At 74.9% G+C, this 16,855-nt stretch carries 13 protein-coding genes; 9 read left to right on the top strand and 4 right to left on the bottom strand.

The annotated features are described in order from the left end of the window. Window positions 1–77 precede the first annotated feature (77 nt). A complete protein-coding gene (locus ACOQFB_RS04830; RefSeq protein ID WP_494492478.1) occupies window positions 78–3,749 on the top strand; it encodes a phosphoketolase in 3,672 nt (1,223 codons plus the stop codon). Here ACOQFB_RS04830 and nhaA read toward each other — a convergent pair. Next, window positions 3,746–5,629, bottom strand: a complete 1,884-nt coding sequence (nhaA, locus tag ACOQFB_RS04825) for a Na+/H+ antiporter NhaA (protein WP_421608818.1) — start codon at window positions 5,627–5,629, stop codon at window positions 3,746–3,748. The two genes, ACOQFB_RS04830 and nhaA, sit on opposite strands and share 4 nt — an antisense overlap. 277 nt (window positions 5,630–5,906) lie before the next feature. On the opposite strand from nhaA, the gene ACOQFB_RS04820 reads away from it, so the two are divergent. The 5 genes from ACOQFB_RS04820 to ACOQFB_RS04800 all read left to right on the top strand — a co-directional run bounded on the left by ACOQFB_RS04820 (window position 5,907) and on the right by ACOQFB_RS04800 (window position 11,131). Next, complete coding sequence (locus ACOQFB_RS04820) at window positions 5,907–7,235, top strand: ABC transporter substrate-binding protein (protein WP_421608817.1); 1,329 nt, start codon at window positions 5,907–5,909, stop codon at window positions 7,233–7,235. Window positions 7,236–7,248: 13 nt separating this feature from the next. Beyond that, on the top strand, window positions 7,249–8,295 hold the full coding sequence (locus ACOQFB_RS04815) for an ABC transporter ATP-binding protein (protein ID WP_421608816.1): 1,047 nt from the start codon (window positions 7,249–7,251) through the stop codon (window positions 8,293–8,295). Then, window positions 8,292–9,239 carry a carbohydrate ABC transporter permease gene (locus ACOQFB_RS04810; RefSeq protein WP_059436457.1) on the top strand — a complete coding sequence of 316 codons (948 nt, stop codon included), beginning with the start codon at window positions 8,292–8,294 and terminating at the stop codon, window positions 9,237–9,239. Before ACOQFB_RS04815 ends, ACOQFB_RS04810 begins: the two co-directional genes overlap by 4 nt. A 10-nt stretch (window positions 9,240–9,249) precedes the next feature. After that, window positions 9,250–10,095 (top strand): carbohydrate ABC transporter permease, encoded by an 846-nt coding sequence (locus ACOQFB_RS04805; RefSeq protein ID WP_059436456.1) that lies wholly within the window; start codon window positions 9,250–9,252, stop codon window positions 10,093–10,095. A gap of 88 nt (window positions 10,096–10,183) precedes the next feature. Continuing rightward, a complete protein-coding gene (locus tag ACOQFB_RS04800; protein WP_421608815.1) occupies window positions 10,184–11,131 on the top strand; it encodes a sigma-70 family RNA polymerase sigma factor in 948 nt (315 codons plus the stop codon). A 3-nt stretch (window positions 11,132–11,134) separates the two neighbouring features. Here the strand turns inward: ACOQFB_RS04800 and ACOQFB_RS04795 are convergent, their stop codons facing one another. After that, entirely contained in the window at window positions 11,135–11,974 is an 840-nt protein-coding gene (locus ACOQFB_RS04795; protein WP_421608814.1) for an alpha/beta fold hydrolase, read from the bottom strand. Continuing rightward, entirely contained in the window at window positions 11,974–12,444 is a 471-nt protein-coding gene (locus ACOQFB_RS04790; protein WP_059436454.1) for a DoxX family protein, read from the bottom strand. Before ACOQFB_RS04790 ends, ACOQFB_RS04795 begins: the two co-directional genes overlap by 1 nt. Before the next feature lie 291 nt (window positions 12,445–12,735). Here ACOQFB_RS04790 and ACOQFB_RS04785 point away from each other — a divergent pair, with 291 nt between their 5' ends. Together ACOQFB_RS04785 and ACOQFB_RS04780 are read left to right on the top strand one after the other, a co-directional pair. Next, on the top strand, window positions 12,736–14,547 hold the full coding sequence (locus tag ACOQFB_RS04785) for a hypothetical protein (RefSeq protein ID WP_421608813.1): 1,812 nt from the start codon (window positions 12,736–12,738) through the stop codon (window positions 14,545–14,547). A gap of 153 nt (window positions 14,548–14,700) precedes the next feature. Next, complete coding sequence (locus ACOQFB_RS04780; protein WP_059436452.1) at window positions 14,701–15,300, top strand: hypothetical protein; 600 nt, start codon at window positions 14,701–14,703, stop codon at window positions 15,298–15,300. A 9-nt stretch (window positions 15,301–15,309) separates the two neighbouring features. On the opposite strand, the gene ACOQFB_RS04775 is transcribed toward ACOQFB_RS04780, so the two are convergent. Beyond that, the gene (locus tag ACOQFB_RS04775; RefSeq protein WP_059436451.1) at window positions 15,310–15,801 is read right to left on the bottom strand and encodes a carboxymuconolactone decarboxylase family protein; all 492 of its coding nucleotides are present in this window, start codon (window positions 15,799–15,801) and stop codon (window positions 15,310–15,312) included. Window positions 15,802–15,940: 139 nt separating this feature from the next. Here ACOQFB_RS04775 and sigJ point away from each other — a divergent pair, with 139 nt between their 5' ends. Next, entirely contained in the window at window positions 15,941–16,855 is a 915-nt protein-coding gene (gene sigJ, locus ACOQFB_RS04770; protein WP_421608812.1) for an RNA polymerase sigma factor SigJ, read from the top strand.

Raw genomic sequence — 16,855 nt, 5'->3', positions numbered from 1 at the left:
CCTACCGCGCGGGGTGCGACCCGACTTCCGCTGACCGCCGCGGCGGCGGGGCGCAGTATGAGCACCGGCGGCGCGCCATGTCCGAGCGGATCCTCGTCCTCAACGCCGGGTCGTCCTCGATCAAGTTCGCGCTCTTCGCCGGGCGGGCGGACGGCGCGCTCGCCGCCGAGCTGCGGGGCAAGGTGGAGCGGCTGGGCGGCGAGGGCGAGCCGCACCTGCTGGCGCGCGGCCCGGGCGGCGAGCTGGCCGCCGAGCGCACCTGGCCGGCGAGCGCGCACGTCGACCACGCGTCGGCGCTGCGGGCCGTGCTCGAGCTCGTGAACGGCGCGCTCGGGGGGCGCAGGCTCGCGGGCGTGGGGCACCGGGTGGTGCACGGCGGCACCGTGTTCGACGGGCCGGCGCGGGTGACCGACGAGGTGCTCGCCCGGCTGCAGACGTTCGTCCCGCTCGCGCCGCTCCACCAGCCGCACAACCTCTCGCCCATCCGCGCCGTGCGCGAGCTGCTGCCGGACGTGCCGCAGGTGGCGTGCTTCGACACCGCGTTCCACCGCACCGCGCCGCCGCTGTACCAGCGGTTCGCCATCCCCGAGGCGCTGCACGAGGCGGGCCTGCGCCGGTACGGGTTCCACGGGCTCTCCTACCAGCACGTGGCCGAGGCGCTCCCGGCGCTCGACCCCGCGGCCGCCTCCGGGCGCGCCGTGGCGCTGCACCTCGGGAACGGCGCGAGCCTGTGCGCGCTGCAGGCGGGGCGCAGCCTCGGCGCCACCATGGGCTTCAGCGTGCTGGACGGCCTGGTGATGGGCACGCGCTGCGGCGCGATCGACCCGGGCGCGCTGCTGTGGCTCTCCGCCGAGCGCGGGCTGCGGGCGCGGGAGATCGAGGCGCTGCTCTACGACCGCTCAGGCCTGCTCGGCGTGTCCGGCCTCTCCGCCGACATGCGCACGCTGCTCGCCTCGCCCGACCCGCGCGCCCGGCTGGCGGTGGACCTGTTCGTGTACCGGATCCGCCGCGAGGTGGGCGCCGCCGCGGCCGCGCTGGGCGGACTCGACGCGCTCGTGTTCACCGGCGGCATCGGCGAGAACGCGCCGGAGATCCGCGCGCGCGTCTGCCGCGACGCCGCCTGGCTGGGCGTGGAGCTCGATCCGGACGCGAACGCGGCCGGCGGCCCGCGCGTCTCGGCCGCCGGCAGCCGCGCCTCGGCCTGGGTGGTCCGGGCCGACGAGGAGCTGACCATCGCGCGCCAGGCCCGGGCGCTGCTCGAGCGCGCGCCGCCGCGCGACAGGGAGGGTAGCCACGTGACCTCGAACCCCGCCGTCCCGGCGGGCGCCGCCGCGCTGTCCGCGTACGGCCCCGCCCGCGCCACCGTCACCGAGCGGCCGCTCGCGCCCGAGGAGGTCCGGCGCATCGACGCGTTCTGGCGCGCCTGCAACTACCTCGCGGCCGGCATGATCTACCTGCGCGACAACCCGCTGCTCCGCGAGCCGCTGCGGCCCGAGCACGTGAAGCACCGGCTGCTCGGCCACTGGGGCGCGAGCCCGGCGCTGTCGTTCGCGTACGCGCACCTGAACCGGCTCATCCGGCTGCGCGGCACCGAGCTCCTCTTCATGGCCGGACCCGGCCACGGCGCGCCCGGCGTCCTCGGCCCGGTCTACCTCGAGGGCACCTACTCCGAGGTCTACCCGGACCGCAGCCTGGACGAGGAGGGGCTGCGCCGGTTCTTCCGCCAGTTCTCGTTCCCCGGCGGCGTCGGGAGCCACTGCACGCCCGAGACCCCGGGCTCCATCCACGAGGGCGGCGAGCTGGGGTACGTGCTCTCGCACGCCTGCGGCGCCGCGTTCGACAACCCGGACCTGATCGTGGCCGCGGTGGTGGGCGACGGCGAGGCGGAGACCGGGCCGCTCGCGACCTCCTGGCACGTGAGCAAGTTCCTGAACCCGATCCGCGACGGCGCGGTGCTGCCGATCCTGTCGCTGAACGGCTACAAGATCGACAACCCCACCCTGCTCGCCCGCATCGGCCACGACGAGCTGGACGCGCTGCTGCGCGGCGCCGGCTGGACGCCGTTCTTCGTGGAGGGCTCCGAGCCGGAGTCGATGCACCAGGCCATGGCCGCCACGCTCGACCGGTGCGTCGAGCTGATCCGGGGCGCCCAGCTCGAGGCGCGCCGCACCGGGATCGCGGCGCGCCCGCGCTGGCCCGCCATCGTGCTCCGCACGCCGAAGGGCTGGACCGCGCCGGCGGAGCTGGACGGCCACCGGCTGGAGGGCTCGTGGCGCGCGCACCAGGTCCCCACCCCGCGCGTGAAGGACGACCCGGCGCGCCTGGCGCTGCTCGAGCGCTGGCTGCGCAGCTACCGGCCGGAGGAGCTGTTCGACGCGTCCGGCGCGCCGGTGCCGCTGGTGCGGGAGGCCGCGCCGCGGGGCGAGCGCCGCATGGGCGCGAGCCCGCACGCGAACGGCGGCGTGCTGAAGAAGGCGCTCCTGCTCCCGGACTTCCGCGGGTACGCGGTGCCGGTGCCCGCGCCGGGCGAGTCGCGGGCCGAGAACACGCGCCCGCTGGGCGCGTTCCTGCGCGACGTGATGCGGCAGAACCCGACCCGCTTCCGGCTGTTCGGGCCGGACGAGACCAGCTCCAACCGGCTCGACGCGGTCTACGAGGCCTCGCGGAAGCTGTGGCTCGCCGAGCGCTTCCCCGAGGACGAGGACGGCGGGCGGCTCGCGCCGGACGGGCGCGTGGTGGAGATGCTCTCGGAGCACACGCTGGAGGGGATGCTGGAGGGCTACCTCCTCACCGGCCGCCACGGCCTGCTCTCCACCTACGAGGCGTTCGTCCACATCATCGACTCGATGTTCAACCAGCACGCGAAGTGGCTCTCCATCTGCAACCAGCTCTCCTGGCGCGAGGAGATCGCCTCCCTGAACCTGCTCGTCACCTCCACCGTCTGGCGGCAGGACCACAACGGCTTCACCCACCAGGACCCGGGCTTCCTGGACGTGGTGGTGAACAAGAGCGCCGCGGTGACCCGCATCTACCTGCCGCCCGACGCGAACTGCCTGCTCTCGGTGGCCGACCACTGCCTGCGCAGCGAGGACTACGTGAACGTGATCGTGGCCGACAAGCAGGCGCACCTGCAGTACCTGCCCATGGACGCGGCCGTCACCCACTGCGCCAAGGGGATCGGGATCTGGGACTGGGCCAGCAGCGACGAGGGCGCCGAGCCCGACGTGGTGATGGCCTGCGCCGGCGACGTCGCCACGCTGGAGGCGCTGGCCGCCACCGCGCTGCTGCGCGAGGCGTTCCCGGACCTCGAGCTGCGCTTCGTCAACGTGGTGGACCTGTTCACGCTGCAGCCGGACACCGAGCACCCGCACGGCCTCTCCGACCGCGACTTCGACTCGCTGTTCACCACCGACCGGCCCATCATCTTCAACTTCCACGGCTACCCCTGGCTCATCCACCGGCTCGCCTACCGCCGCCGCAACCACCCGAACCTGCACGTGCGCGGCTACAAGGAGAAGGGCAGCATCGACACGCCGCTCGAGCTCGCCATCGACAACCAGATCGACCGGTTCAGCCTGGCCATGGACGTCATCGACCGCGTGCCGCGCCTCCGCGCCACCGGCGCGCACGCCAAGGAGCGGCTGCGCAACCGGCAGCTCGCGGCGCGCATGTACGCGCACGAGCACGGCGTGGACGCGCCGGAGGACGCGGGCTGGACCTGGCCCGGCGGGCGCCTGGCGCCCCGCTAGCCGCTCGCCGCGTCCACCTCGGAGCCCTCGGGCGCCGGGACCTCGTCGGCGGCGGCCTCGGCCGCGCGCCGCGGCCAGAGCACGAGCGCGCCGAGGACGCCGGCGAGCAGCGACGCCGCGAAGATGGCGATCTTGGCGGCGCGGAAGTCGGCCGGGTCCGGGAAGGCCTGGCCGGCGATGAACAGCGACATGGTGAACCCGATGCCGGCGAGCGCCCCGGCGCCGGCGAGCTGCCGCCACGCGTAGGACGCCGGCTTCACCGCCAGCCCGGCGCGCACCGCCAGCCGCGCCGCCACCACCATGCCGAGCGGCTTCCCGGCCACCAGGCCGAGCACGATGGCCGCCACCAGCCGCCCGCGCCCGTCCAGCGCGCCCGGCACCCAGGCCACGCCGGCGTTCGCGAGCGCGAACACCGGCAGCACCGCGTAGCTCGCCCACGGGTCGAGGGTCCGGAGCAGCTTGCTCGCGGGCGACTCGATGCGATCGTGGATGGCGTCGAGCGCGCGCAGCGCCGGCTCGGAGGGCCCGTGGCGCAGCACGCCCTCGCGCGCCCGGCGCAGCTCCGCCTCGAGCACCGCCTGCGCCTGCCCCGTGAGCGCGCGGAGGTCGGGCGGCGGCCGGGTCGGCGTCACCACCGCCAGGATCACCCCGGCGAGCGTGGGGTGCAGCCCCGCCGCGTGGAGGCAGGCCCACAGCAGCACGCCGAGCCCGGCGTAGGGCGGCGCCGCCGAGATCGACGCGCGGTTCAGCCCGGCGAGCAGCGCGGTCACCACCGCCGCCGCGAGCAACCACGGCACGGAGACCGCGCCGGAGTAGAACAGCGCCACCACCGCGATCGCGACCAGGTCGTCCACGATCACCGCCGCGGTGAGGAACACCCGGAGGTCCACCGGCACGCGATCGCCGAGCAGCACCAGGATCGCGACCGCGAAGGCGGTGTCGGTCGAGATGGTCGTGCCCCACCCCGCCGCGAGCGGGCCGGCCGGGACCACGAGCAGGTACAGCGCGGCGGGCGCGGCCATCCCGCCGATCGCCGCCGCCATGGGCAGGGCGGCGGCGCGCCAGCGCGCCAGGCGGCCCACGGTCAGCTCGCGCTTGATCTCGAGCCCCACCACCAGGAAGAAGAGCGTGAGCAGGCCGTCGTTCACCCATTGCACCAGCGGCAGCGCGAACGCGTGGCCGCCCAGCGACAGCCCGAGCGGCGCCTGCCACCCGGCGGTGAACGCGGCGCCCGCCGGCGAGCTCGCGATGGCGACCGCGAGCGCGGTCGCGGCCAGCAGCAGCAGGCCGGTGGAGGGCGCCCAGCGCGCGAAGTCCACCGTCGCCGCGTGCAGCCGGTGGCCGAGCGAGCCGAGCAGCGCCTCCGTGAGCGAGCTCGCGTCCCACGGCCCCTCGTAGCGGCGGCCGCCGATGAAGAACGTCGGCGTGAGGTGGACGCCGCTCCGGCGCGCGCTCTCCACGTCCTCGCGCACCCGCGCCGCCGCCGCCTCCCACGGGCCGGCGCCGCCCTCGCGCGGCGGCAGCCCCAGCTCGCGCGCGATCGCGTCCAGCTCGCCGGGGGCGAACGACGGCCCCCGGCGCATGAGCAGGTCGTGCGCCTGCCAGAAGCGATCGCCGGCGAGCCCGGCCGCCTCGGCCAGCTCGGCCGCCGGCCGGGCCGCCTCGGCGCGGATGGGGCGCTGGCGGAACACGTAGCGGAGGCGAGCCCCCAGGCGGTCGCGCAGCTCGGCGACGACCTCATGGGCGGCGTGGCAGTGCGGGCACGCGTAGCTGCCGTACTCGACCAGCGTCAGGTCCGCGCCGGGGTCGCCGAGCACGTGGTCCCGCGCCGGGTCCACCGGCCGATCGAGCCGCACCGGCAGGGGAGCGGACGCGCTCATCGGGCGGCCTTCCGGGGCGGGGCGAGCGCGTCGGGCATCCGTGCGATTCAACCTTGCGCCCGGGCCGGGCGGCAAGCACCAGCCCGGGCCGGCAGCGCCGTCCCCGAGCGCGCGGCCCCCACGCGCGGGCCGTCGCCATGGAGGGATCACGCGCGGGCGGCCCCAAGCGACGGGGCGCCGGACCCGTCAGGCGCACGGCCGCTAGCCGCGGGCGTCCTTACCGATGCAGGTGGTCACGGTATCGCGCGCGAGCGTTCGCGCGCCGGAGGTGGTCGGCATGGCAGGCGATCGCGGGTCCTCGAGGTGGAGCCGGCGGCAGTTCGTGAAGGCGGCGGGCGTGGGCGCGCTGGCGGCCGCCACCGGGCTGCCGCGCCGCGCGCGCGCGCAGGGCAAGACGCTCAAGATCATCCAGTGGAGCCACTTCGTCCCGGGCTACGACAAGTGGTTCGACGGCACCTTCTGCAAGCAGTGGGGCGACCGGCACGGCACGCGCGTGATCGTGGACCACATCTCCATCCCGGAGATCAACGCGCGCGCCGCCGCCGAGGTCTCGGCGCAGAAGGGCCACGACCTGTTCATGTTCCTCTCGCCGCCCGCCGCGTACGAGAAGCAGGTCCTCGACCATACCGAGATCTACCAGCAGGTGGAGAAGCGCTGGGGCAAGGTGAACGACCTCGGGCACAAGTCCACCTTCAACCCGAAGACGAAGAAGTACTTCGCGTTCGCCGACAGCTACGTCCCGGATCCCGGCAACTACCGCCAGGACCTCTGGTCCCAGGTCGGGTTCCCGCACGGCCCGGACACCTGGGAGGACCTGCGCAAGGGCGCGGCGGCCATCAAGCAGAAGATCGGCAACCCCTGCGGCGTCGGGCTCTCGCAGGAGCTCGACACCAACATGGCCATGCGCGCGCTGCTCTGGTCCTTCGGCGGCTCGGTGCAGGACGCCGAGGGCCGGGTGGTCATCAACTCGCCGCAGACCGTCCAGGCGCTCGAGTTCATGCGCGCGCTGCAGAAGGAGGCGCAGACCGGGGAGGTGTTCACCTGGGATCCCTCCTCGAACAACCGGGGCATCCTGGCCGGCAAGCTCTCCTTCGTGCTGAACGCGATCTCGGTGACGCGCACCGCCGAGAAGGAGAACCCGGAGATGTCGAAGAAGATCCAGATCGTGCCCGCGCTGAAGGGGCCGGTGCGCCGGATGGCCGCCGAGCACGTGATGGACTGCTACGTCATCTGGAAGTTCGCCGAGAACAAGGACGGCGCGAAGCAGTTCCTGGTGGACTACATGGACGCGTTCGGCGACGCGTTCAAGGCGAGCGAGTTCTACAACTTCCCCTGCTTCCCGAAGACGGTGCCGGACCTCGCGCAGCAGGTGTCGAACGACCCCAAGGGCGTGCCGCCGGACAAGTACAAGGTGCTCTCCGGCGTCACCGAGTGGGCCACCAACGTCGGCTACCCCGGCTACGCCACCGCCGCCATCGACGAGGTGTTCAACACCTTCGTCATCCCGACGATGTTCGCGAAGGTCGCGCGGGACGAGCTGCCGGCGCGCGAGGCCGCGAAGGCGGCCGAGGCCGCGGTGAAGCGCATCTTCGACAAGTGGAAGTGAGCCGGAGGGGCGCGTGGCGGTCGTCGAGACGCGGAGGCTCACCAAGATCTTCCGGAAGGCCGACCAGGGCGCCGCGGTGAACGAGGTGGACCTCGCCACCCGCGACGGCGAGTTCCTGGTCTTCCTCGGGCCCTCGGGCTCGGGGAAGTCCACGCTCCTGCGGATGATCGCCGGGCTGGAGGAGCCCACCCGCGGCGACGTGCTCATCGGCGGCCGCGTGGTCACCGGGCTCCCTCCCCGCGCGCGCGGCATCGCCATGGTGTTCCAGAGCTACGCGCTCTACCCGCACCTCTCGGTGGAGCAGAACATCGGCTTCCCGCTCAAGGCGCACGGGGTCCCGCGCGACCGGCGCCGCGAGCGGGTGCGCTGGGCCGCGGAGCTGCTCGGGATCGGCCACCTGCTGGCGCGCAAGCCGCGCGAGCTGTCCGGCGGCGAGCGGCAGCGGGTGGCGCTGGCCCGGGCGCTGGTGCGCGAGCCCACCGTGTTCCTGCTGGACGAGCCGCTCTCCAACCTGGACGCGAAGCTGCGCGCGTCCGCGCGCGCCGAGCTGATCCAGTTCCACGCGCGGGTGGGCACCACGACCATCTACGTCACGCACGACCAGGTCGAGGCCATGAGCATGGGCGACCGGATCGTGGTGCTGGACAGGGGCGTGGTGCGGCAGGTGGGCACGCCGAAGGAGGTCTACGACGAGCCGGCCGACACGTTCGTGGCGACGTTCCTGGGCTCGCCGCCCATGAACCTGCTCGACGGCGGCGACGTCATCGCCGGCTTCCGGCCGGAGAGCCTGCTGCCGCGCGCCACGGTGGCGGGCCCGGCGGTGCCGCTCGACGTGCGGGTGGACGCGGTCGAGTACCTCGGCTCGGAGCGCATCCTGCACGGCGCGGTGGAGGGCGGGCGCTTCGCCGGCCGCAAGGTCGTCTCGCGCATGACGCTGGGCGCGAGCGCCGGCCTCGACGAGGGCGCCGTCCACCCGCTGGCGGTGGCGGAGCGGGACCTCCGGCTGTTCGACCCGGGCACGAAGCGGCGCGTGCCGACGCGGGAGCTGGCGTGGCGATGACCCCGGCCGACGCGGCGCGGCGCCCGGCCGCCGGCGCGCTCCGCGACGTCCCGCGCCGCCGCGGGCCGTCCCCCGCCACCTGGCTCGGCGTGGCGCTCTTCACGCCGGCGGTGGTCTACATCCTGGCGCTGGTGGGCCTGCCGCTGGCGCTCGCGTTCCTGTACAGCGTCAGCGACGTCACGGTGGGCTCGGAGGGCTGGTCGTTCGTCGGCCTCGAGAACTTCCGCAGCGTGCTCGGCAGCCCCACCTTCCGCCGGGCGCTGCTCGACTCCTTCGTCTTCACCGTCTCCACGCAGGTGATCGTGCTGGTCTGCGCCACCGCGCTGTCGCTCGCGCTGCGCGAGCGCTTCCGCGGCCGGGCGGCGGTCCGGTTCCTGATCCTGCTGCCGTGGGTCGCGCCGATCAGCCTCGGCGCCATCGGCTGGAAGTGGATCCTCGACTCCATCTACTCGGTGGTGAGCTGGGTGCTCGCCCAGCTGCACCTGGTGAACCGGTTCGACCCGCCCATGTGGCTGGGCGAGCCCGCGCTCGCCATGGGCTCGGTCATCGCCGTGCACGCCTGGCGCATGATCCCGTTCGCGACCGTGATCATGCTGGCCGGCCTGACCTCCATCCCCAAGGAGATCCCGGAGGCCGCCGCGGTGGACGGCGCGGGGTTCTGGCGCACGCACTTCGAGATCACCCTCCCCATGATGCGGCCGATCATCAACGTGGCGGTGCTGTTCGGGGTGGTCTTCACCTTCACCGACATGACGGTGGTCTACATCCTGACCCGCGGCGGCCCGTACGACACCACCCAGGTGCTGCCGTCGCTGGCGTTCTTCACCGGCGTGCTCGGCTCGGACCTGGCCGAGGGCGCCGCCATCTCGGTGTTCCTGGTGCCGATCCTGGTCGCGGTGGCGGTCCTGATGCTGCGGGTCGCGCACCGGGCCGAGGTGGCGTGAGGGGGCGCGCGTGATCCGGACCCAGGCGACGCTCGCGACGCGCATCGGCCGGTGGGCGATCGTGGCCGGGTTCGCGGCGCTGCTCGCGTTCCCGTTCTACTGGATGGCGATCACCTCGTTCAAGCAGACGTCGGACCTGTACGACGTCGAGCACAACCCGTTCATCTTCAACGCGAGGCCCACGCTCGAGCACCTCCGCTTCCTGTTCGAGCAGACGCTGTTCCTGCGCTGGTTCTGGAACACCACCCTGGCCGGCGCGGCGGTGGTGGTCATCACGCTCGTGCTGGCGCTGCCCGCCGCCTACGCGCTGGCGCGCCTCACCGGCGCGGCGGGGCAGCAGCTCGGCATCGGCATCTTCCTCACCTACCTCATCCCGCCCACCCTGCTCTTCATCCCCATGTCCCGGGTCGTCGCGGAGCTCGGGCTGCAGGACACGCTCTGGGCGATCATCGTCACCTACCCGACGTTCACGGTCCCGTTCTCCATCTGGCTGCTCATGGGGTTCTTCAAGGCCATCCCCAAGGATCTGGAGGAGGCGGCGCTGGTGGACGGGCTGACCCGGTTCGGCGCGTTCGTGAAGCTCGTCATCCCGATCTCCGTCTCGGGGATCCTGACGGTCGTGATCTTCTCGTTCACCCTGGTGACGCAGGAGTTCGTGTACGCGCTCACGTTCATCTCGTCGGCCGAGCACCAGACGGTGAGCGTGGGCGTGCCGATCTACCTGGTGCGCGGCGACGTCTACTACTGGGGCTCGCTCATGGCCGCCTGCCTGCTGGCGAGCCTGCCCATCGCGATCGTCTACAACGTGTTCCTCGACCGCTTCATCGCCGGCTTCACGGTCGGCGCGGTGAAGTGACGGGCGCCCGGCCGCCGCGCCCCGCCCCGCGCGGGGGCCGGCGGTGGCGCTTCGCACGGGGGCGGTCCTCCGCTATGACCTCGCTCGCATGGTCACGGTCGATCAGCTGGAGACGCACCGGGCGGCGCTCACCGGCCACTGCTACCGGATGCTGGGCTCCGCCGCCGAGGCGGACGACGCGGTCCAGGAGACGCTGGTGCGCGCCTGGCGCAGCCTGGATCGGTTCGAGGGGCGCTCGTCGGTCCGCACCTGGCTCTACCGGATCGCCACCCGGGTGTGCCTCGACGCGCTCGAGGACCGGGCGCGGCGGGCCCGCCCGATGGACCTCGGGCCGGCCGGCACGGTGGCGGACCCGCTGGAGGCGCTCCCCGGGGAGCGCTGGATCGAGCCCATCCCGGACGCGCAGGCGCTCCCGTCCGACGCCGATCCGGCCGAGCGGGCCCTGCTGCGCGAGAGCATCCGGCTCGCGTTCGTGGCCGCGCTCCAGCAGCTGCCGCCGCGCCAGCGGGCCGCGCTGCTGCTGGCGGACGTGCTGGGCTGGTCGTCCGCCGAGATCGCGGGCGACCTCGACACGTCCGTCGCGGCCGTGAACAGCATGCTGCAGCGGGCCCGCGCAACCTTGCCGGCGCGGGATCCCTCCGCGCCCGGCGCCGCGCTGTCGGAGGCCGAGGCCGCGCTGCTCGAGCGCTACGTGGAGGCCTTCGAGCGCTTCGACGTGGCGGCGCTCACCGCGACGCTGCGCGAGGACGCGTGCTTCTCCATGCCGCCGTTCTCGCTCTGGCTGCGGGGGCGGGACGCGGTGGCGGCCTGGCTCACCGGGCCCGGCGCCGAGTGCCGCGGCTCGCGCCTGGTGCCCACCGCCGCGAGCGGCCACCCCGCGTTCGCGCAGTACCGGGCCGCGGGGCCCGGCCTCCACCGCCCCTGGGCGCTCCTCGTGCTGGAGCCGTCCGCCGGCGGGATCGCCGCCTGGACCGCGTTCCTCGACACGGCCACCCTGTTCCCCCGGTTCGGCCTGCCGGCCGAGCTGCGGTCCTAGCGCTCAGGCGGGCCCGGCGGCCCACAGGTCCGCCCCGGGCGCTCCCGGCCGCCCGGCGGCCTGCAGCCCGAAGGCGACCTCCTCCAGCGTCTCGGCCAGCAGCTCCGGCTCGACCGCGTGCGTCTGCCCCGGGAGCTCCAGGTGGCGCGCGCCGGGGATCGCCGCCGCGGCGCCGCGAGCCGCCCGGGCGAGCGCCGGCGCGGTCTTCCCGCCGTTCATCAGCAGGACCGGCACCCGCAGCGCCGACAGGCGCGCCGCCGGGACGGCCCAGTCGCCCATGATCGCCGCGTCGTACGGGAGCGTGTGCGCCACCGCCTCCAGCTTCCGCCACATCGGGAGCAGCCGCATCGCCCAGACCGCCATCGCCGGCACGCCGACCATCCGGCGCATGAAGTAGCGGACCGTCGCCCCGCGCCGCCCGGCGGCGAGCAGGCGCCGGAGCTCCACGTCGTGGCCCGCGTTCGCGCCGCCGCCGTCGTCCACCCAGGGCGGCTCGTACGCCGCGACCTCGGTCAGGCGGACGCCGCTCGCGGCCGCCTCCAGCGCGAGCGCCGCGCCGGAGGAGAAGCCGAGGGCGGCCGCCGACCCGCCGGCCGCCTCGACCAGCGCGGCCAGGTCCTCCACCTCGCGCGCCACCGCGTACGGCGCCGTGTCGCCGCTCCCGCCGCGCCCGCGCCGGTCGTACGCGATGACGGTGAAGCGGCGCGCGAGGAGCGGCGCGAGCCGTGGCACCGGGCCGAACGCCCGGCTGCACAGCGCCCCGTCCACCACGACGAGCGCGGGGCCGGCGCCGTGCCGCTCGAACGCGATGGCGGTCCCGTCCCTTGAGATCACCCGCTCCATCAGGCCTCCTCGTCCGCCGCGCCGGCGCGCCCGCGCAGCAGCGCCGCCAGCAGCCGCCGGTCGCGCAGCACCAGGCCGCCCCAGATCAGCGCGGCGACGTAGGTGGGGAACAGCACGTGGCTGAAGAGCGGGTTCCCCACCCGCACGTGCGTGGCGACCGCGCCGCCCAGGTAGCCGGTGAGCAGGATGGCCCCGAGCGCCGCCGTGCGCGGGATCGCGTAGAGCGCGACGCAGGCGAGCAGCGTCGCGCCGATCCCGACCACCGTGTCGAGCGGGTAGCCGAGCTGCTGCGAGCCCTCCAGGACCGGCGCCGCCCGCATCAGCTTCCCGAGCGCGTCGAAGGCGAGGAACACGATGGCGAGGCCGCTCAGCACGCGCCCGGTCCACAGCGCCCTCCTCGACGTCGCGCCCGCCCGCGTCCGGTCCACGCCCGCCGCGCTCCGCCCACCGATGTCCGTCGTCAGCTCCATGTCGTGCTCCCGTCCGTCAGGTCCGGGCTCGCGCCCGAGGGGTTTCGTGGCGGCGTCCATCCCGCCGGCTCCTCCGACGACGATCGACGCCTCGCCGGATCGACACGATCAGGAGGGAGATCTCATCGGGGCGTGAACGGGGCGTCGCGCGAAGCGTCCTCCACGGGGCGTAAACGGGTCTCCGCGCCACCGAGCAGGGTGTGGGCCTCGCGGGGCGTCGCCCCGGCGCTCCCCGAGACGGCACCTTGACGCCGGGGCGATCGCGTCTCACGCGCGATCGGGGAGGCGGCCGTGGGACGCGCGGGCTGGCGGGCGGCGTGGATCGTCGTCGGGGTGGTGGCGTGGCTGGGCTGCGGCTCGAGCGGCGGCGGCAAGCGGGACTCCTGCACGCCGGCGGACTGCGCCGCGGCGGGCGCGTCGTGCGGACAGGTGAGCGACGGCTGCGGCGGCTTCCTCCAGTGCGGCGGGTGCCCCGACGGCCAGACCTGCGGCGGCGGCGGCACGGCGAACGCCTGCGGGGCGCCGGCGTGCCACCCCGCCACCTGCCAGTCGCTCGGGAAGAGCTGCGGCCAGGTGGACGACGGCTGCGGCGGCAAGCTGGACTGCGGGAGCTGCCCCCAGGGCCAGACCTGCGGCGGCGCCGGCACGCCGAACGTGTGCGGGACGCCGTCGGCGGGCTGCACCCGCACCACCTGCGCGAAGGAGGGCAAGACCTGCGGCACGATCCCGGACCGCTGCGGCGGCACGCTCGACTGCGGCGCCTGCGGGAGCGGGAAGGTCTGCACGGCCTCGAACACCTGCGGGGCCGCGCCGTGCACGCCGACCACCTGCGCCGCCCAGGGGAAGGACTGCGGCCGCATCGACGACGCCTGCGGCGGCACGCTCGACTGCGGCGCCTGCCCCGAGGGCCAGACCTGCGGCGGCGGCGGCAACCAGAACGTCTGCGCCGCGCCCGCGCCGGCCCCGCAGGTGCGCTGGTACGCGACCGTGAGCACCCCCGGGCCCGACGCCTACGTCGCGGTCGGCGTGGACGCGGAGGGATCGCGCGTGCTGCTCTCCACCACCATGGACGAGGCGGGCCCGGGCGGCGGCACGCTGCGCCTCGAGAAGCGGGATCACGACGGCGAGGTGGTGTGGTCGAAGCGCTTCACGTACACCGGCTGGCCGGTGTTCCGCATGGCGGTCACCCGGCTCGGGAACGTGCTGCTGACGGTCGACGCGCAGTGCTGGGGCGACTGCAGCGGGCGCCCCGGGCTCGATCTCGGCGGCGGGGCCATCGAGGACTCGGCGCTGGTGAAGCTCGGCCCCGACGGCCGCCACGTCTGGACGGTCTCGCTGGCCGGGTCGAGCGTCAACCAGCTCGCGACCGACGACTCCGGGTCGGCGCTGGTGTTCCGCGCCCCCCGCCAGACGTACGCCCCGGTGGTCGAGAAGTACTCCTGGGAGGGCAAGCTGCTCTGGTCGAGGTCGTCGCAGTGGCTCGACGCGCTCACGCTCGCGCCCACCGGCGAGGCCTACGTGGCCGGCTACTCGTACAACGGCCTCGTGGACGGCGCGCCGGCGCCCTCGCCGGCCGCGTGGACCGCGCAGGTGGTGAAGCTCGGCACCGACGGCAAGGTCCAGTGGTCGGTCCGCAACGACACGCTCGGCTACTTCAGCGGGCTCGGGGCCACCAGCAAGGGGACGCTGGTGCTGCTGGCGGATCGCGCCGGCACGGTCACCTGGGGCGACTCGACCGTGGACAACGGCGCGCTGGTGCTGGCGGTGCTGGAGGCCGACGGGACGCCGCGCTGGGCGCGCGGCGTGGAGCGGCTCTGGCCCGCGCTGCTGGGCGTGGACCCCACCGGCCGGGCGGCGGTGGCGGGCAACTCGAGCAGCTGCATGGCGGTGACCGTCCGCGCGTTCGATCTCGCGAACACGCCGCTCTGGACGCGCACCGTGCCGACGAACGGCCAGTGCAGCTCGACGCGCGCGCAGGCGCTCTCGTACGGCGCCGACCACGAGGTCACCATGGGCGGCACGTTCGGCGGCACCATCGTGGTGGGCGAGGACACGCTCGTGCCGCAGGGGGACGACGGGATCGCGGTCGAGCTGGCGCCCTGACGGCTCGTCGCGCGGGCCCGCGCTGGCCGCACCCACGGTGCACCCACCCGGTCGGGGCCGCCGGCGCGGCCCGCTTGCGCGCGCCTCGCCCGGCGGCGTATCACGCGCGGCCGCGGGGGGACATCGGGCGCCGCCGCGCCGCCGGAGCCGCACGTGCTGAGACCGTACTCGAACCGGCGCGCCCCGCGCGCCCGCTGCGCGCTGGACGGCTGGGCCGGCGAGGGCTGGACCTTGCTCGAGCGGCACGCGCTCGCGGTGGCCTCGCCGCCGGAGGTCGCGCTCTCCGCCGCGCTCGCGCTCCGGCTGAGCGACCTGCCGGCGGTCCGGGCGCTGTTCACGCTGCGCCGGCTGGGGCACGCTCCCGACCAGGCGCTGCGGGACTTCTTCTCCGCGGCCCCGTTCGCCATGCTCGCGGACGAGCCCGGCCGCGAGTGGGTGTTCGGCGTCCAGCGCCCGGCCGCGGCGCGGCACGGGCCGGCCGCGTTCGCAGGCGCGCTCGCGGCGGCGGAGTTCGCGGCCGTCGGCAACTTCCGCGCCGAGCCGCGGGACGGCGGCGCGCTGCTCTGGACGGAGACGTGGGTGCGGACGCGCGGACGGCGCGCCGGGCTCGCGTTCGGCGCGTACTGGCTCGCGATCGGGCCCTTCAGCGCGTGGATCCGCAGGATGATCCTGCGGGCCGCGCGGGCGCGCGCCGAGCGCGTGGACGGCGCGAGCCCCGGGCCTGCGCGGCCCGGGGCCCGGCCGGAGCGCTAGCGGCGATGCCTAGGCCCGCTGCGCGGCGGGCTCCGCCGGGGCGCGGTTCGCGCCGACCTGGTACGTGCCGACGGGCGCGCGGAACGAGACCGCCAGCCGGTTCCACCCGTTGATGGCGACGATCGCCATCGTGAGGTCGACCAGCTCCGCCTCCTCGAACTCCTCGCGCGCCGCCTCGAACGCCTCGTCCGGCACGCCGGTCTGGCCGATGAGCGTGACGCTCTCCGTCCAGGCGAGCGCGGCGCGCTCGCGCGGGGTGAAGAACGGGGTCTCCCGCCAGACCGGCACCGCGTAGAGCCGCTGCTCGGTCTCCCCGTGGGCGCGGGCCTCCTTCGTGTGCATGTCCACGCAGAACGCGCAGCCGTTGATGTACGACGCGCGCAGCTTGACCAGGTGGTAGAGCGTCAGGTCCAGGCCCGAGCCCCGCACGTACTGCTCGAGCGCGTACATCGCCCGCAGCGCACCCGGCGCCACCTTCCAGTGATCGATCCTCGGCTGCATGGCCTCTCCTCGGTGTTCGTGGTTCATGCCCGGAAGACGGCGCCGCCACGTCGCCGTGACCGGCGGCGCGCGGACGCCCCGTTCGGTTCGAGCGACGCGACCGCGGTCACGCCACCCTCCCCTCGATCGTCTTCCACGCATGTCCACCGCCTTCGCCTCCACCCCCGCCGGCGCAGATCCGAGCGACCGCGCCGCCGCGTTCGAGCGCCTCCGCCCTCGCCTGTTCGGCATCGCCTACCGCATGCTCGGCACCGTCCCGGACGCGGAGGACGTGCTGCAGACCGCCTACCTCCGCTGGCACGAGGCGGGCGGCTCGGACGTCCAGAACCCGGAGGCCTGGCTGGTCTCGGTGACGAGCCGGCTCGCGGTCGATCGGCTGCGACAGGCGAGCGGCGAGCGGAAGCGCTACGTGGGCGACTGGCTGCCGGAGCCGCTCCTCACCGGCGCCGCGCCGCCCGCCGACGCGCGCTCCGAGCTGGCCTCCGATCTGTCCATGGCGTTCCTGGTGCTGCTCGAGCGGCTCTCGCCGGACGAGCGCGCCGCGCTCCTGCTCCGCGACGTCTTCGGCGCCGGCTACGGGGAGATCGCCCGGGTGCTCGACCGGAGCGAGGAGGCCTGCCGGCAGGTGCTCCACCGGGCGCGGCTGCGGGTGCGCGAGGGGCGCCCGCGGTTCGAGGTGCCGCTCGAGGCCCGGCACCAGCTCGTGGCCCGCCTCCTGGACCGGCTCGCGGCGGCGGACGAGCAGGCCCTGCTCGCGCTCGTGTCGGACGACGCCACCTGGACCTCCGACGGCGGCGGGAAGGTCCACGTCGCCCGCGGGCTCCGCGGCAGCGCGCGCATCGTGCGCTTCCTGCTGAACGTCGCGCGCAAGGCCGGCGGCCGGATGCGGCGCGAGCTGGTCTGGATCAACGGCGAGCCGGCCATGCTCACCTACCTCGACGGACGGCCGTTCTCGACCACCTCGATCGCCACCGACGGCGGGCGCGTGACCGCGTTCTACGCGGTGCTCAACCCGGACAAGCTGCGCCGGGTCGAGCAGCGCCGCGACGCCTGA

The sequence above is a fragment of the Anaeromyxobacter sp. Red801 genome (assembly GCF_049201065.2).
Classification (GTDB): domain Bacteria; phylum Myxococcota; class Myxococcia; order Myxococcales; family Anaeromyxobacteraceae; genus Anaeromyxobacter.
Note: the sequence above shows the minus strand (reverse complement) of the source record. Positions and strands in the feature narration are given on the sequence as shown.